Origin of the sequence: Streptomyces sp. NPDC058650 (genome assembly GCF_042717315.1) — a bacterium.
Taxonomy (GTDB): domain Bacteria; phylum Actinomycetota; class Actinomycetes; order Streptomycetales; family Streptomycetaceae; genus Streptomyces.
Map to the genome: position 1 here is coordinate 1 of NZ_JBHXRL010000051.1, position 1,671 is coordinate 1,671.

The following is a 1,671-nucleotide window of genomic DNA, read 5'->3' on the forward strand; positions in this document are numbered from 1 at the left end:
GTAGTCGGGGATCACGTCCTGCTGCCAGAGCCGGGCGGTCACCTCGCGCATCGCGGGGTGGTGCAGCGTCACGTGGCCGCCGCGCTCCTCGGGATCGGCGGGGGAGGCGAGGGTCACGCCGAGGGGCGCGAGCCAGTCGTCGGCGAGGGTGATCGCGAACTCGGTGAGCGCGACCGACTTCTCGCGGAGCGCAGGCATGCCCGCCTCCTCGATCATGGCGAGCGTCTCCTCCATCGCGAGCATGCCGACGATCGGCGCAGTGCCCGAGAGGAAGCGGCGGATGTCGGGCACCGGCTCGTATTCGGGCCCCATCGCGAACATGTCGGTCGTGCCCCACCAGCCCTGGATCGGCTGGGCGATCGCCGCCTGCAGGTCGTCGCGCACGTAGGCGAACGCGGGCGAGCCGGGGCCGCCGTTCAGGTACTTGTAGGTGCAGCCGACGGCGAGGTCGAAGCCCCAGAGGTCGGCCTTCACGGGCACGGAACCCGCCGAATGGCAGAGGTCCCAGAGGATCAGGGCGCCCGCATCGTGCGCGATACGCGTGAGCTCGGGGGCATCCGCCAGGTATGCCGAACGGTAGGCGACGTGCGAGACGACGACGAGCGCGGTTTCAGGGCCGGCCACCTCGGCGAGCTGCTCCGGCGTCACGCCGGCCGACGTGTCGACCTCGATCCAGCGCAGCCGCATGCCTCGCTCGCGGGCGATGCCCTCGAGCACGTAGCGGTCGGTCGGGAAGTTGTCGGTGTCGACGACGATCTCGCGCCGGCCGGGGTCACGGGCGATCTGGGCGTCGACGGCTGCTCGGGCGAGCTTGTAGAGCAGCACGGTGGTCGAGTCGCCGATGATCGTCTGGCCGGCCTTCGCCTCGATCACGGAGCGGCCGATGCGGTCGCCGATCTCGGTGGGCAGCTGCAACCAGGCCTCGTCCCACCCGCGGATCAGCCGGCCGCCCCAGTCCTCCCGGAGGAACCGCTCCACGCGCTCGATCGCCGACACGGGCGGGCGGCCGAGCGAGTTGCCGTCGAAGTAGACGAGGTCGGTCTCGGCGCCCGCGAAGCGCTTGCGGTAGTGAGCGAGCCCGTCGGCGCGGTCCATGCGGCGGGCGAAGGCGAGATGCGGGTCGTGGGTCACCGGTGCTCCATATCAGGGTAGGGCTGCAGGTCTTCGGCGGGCGAGAGGTCGGCGGTCGCCAGCCAGCCGGGAAGCTCGTCGAGGCTCGCGGGCGGCTCGCCGGGAACGAACGTCGCGAGGGCGCCGTCGACCGCGACCGGCCACGGGTCGGTGAGCGCGGCGATCACGGCGGATGCCTCGAGGCCGGCGCGCACGAGCAACGCGAGCTCGGCGGGGTTGAGGCCGAGCGGCTGCTCGCCGTTGCCGAGGTCGGTGCCGTAGAGCACTCGCCCCCCGGCCGCGTGGAAGCGGCCGAGGTTGTCGAGCGCGAGATCCGTCTCGGCGGTCGGCTCGCCGTAGCCCGTCACGAACAGCGTCGAGATCCAGCACTGCCCGGCCGCCACCGCCCGGGCGATGAGCGCGTCGTCGAGCCGCTCGGTGAAGGGCGTGTGCGCGAAGGCGTCGACGCCGGCATCGATCGCGAGCCGCGACATCCCCTCGCCCTCGACGTGGGCGACCACGGGCACGCCGGCGGCGTGCGCGCTCGCGACGACCGCGGCG

Annotated in this window: 1 protein-coding gene and 1 pseudogene; both read right to left on the bottom strand. The window is 72.8% G+C overall.

Annotated features, from left to right (window positions below; all coding sequences use genetic code 11):
• A partial coding sequence (locus ACFWWU_RS37145; RefSeq protein WP_384153591.1) for a kynureninase occupies positions 1 to 1,131 on the bottom strand: 1,131 nt, incomplete at its 3' end.
• Positions 1,128 to 1,671 (bottom strand): annotated as a pseudogene (locus ACFWWU_RS37150) (hypothetical protein); the annotation flags it as partial. The pseudogene ACFWWU_RS37150 and the gene ACFWWU_RS37145, both read right to left, overlap by 4 nt.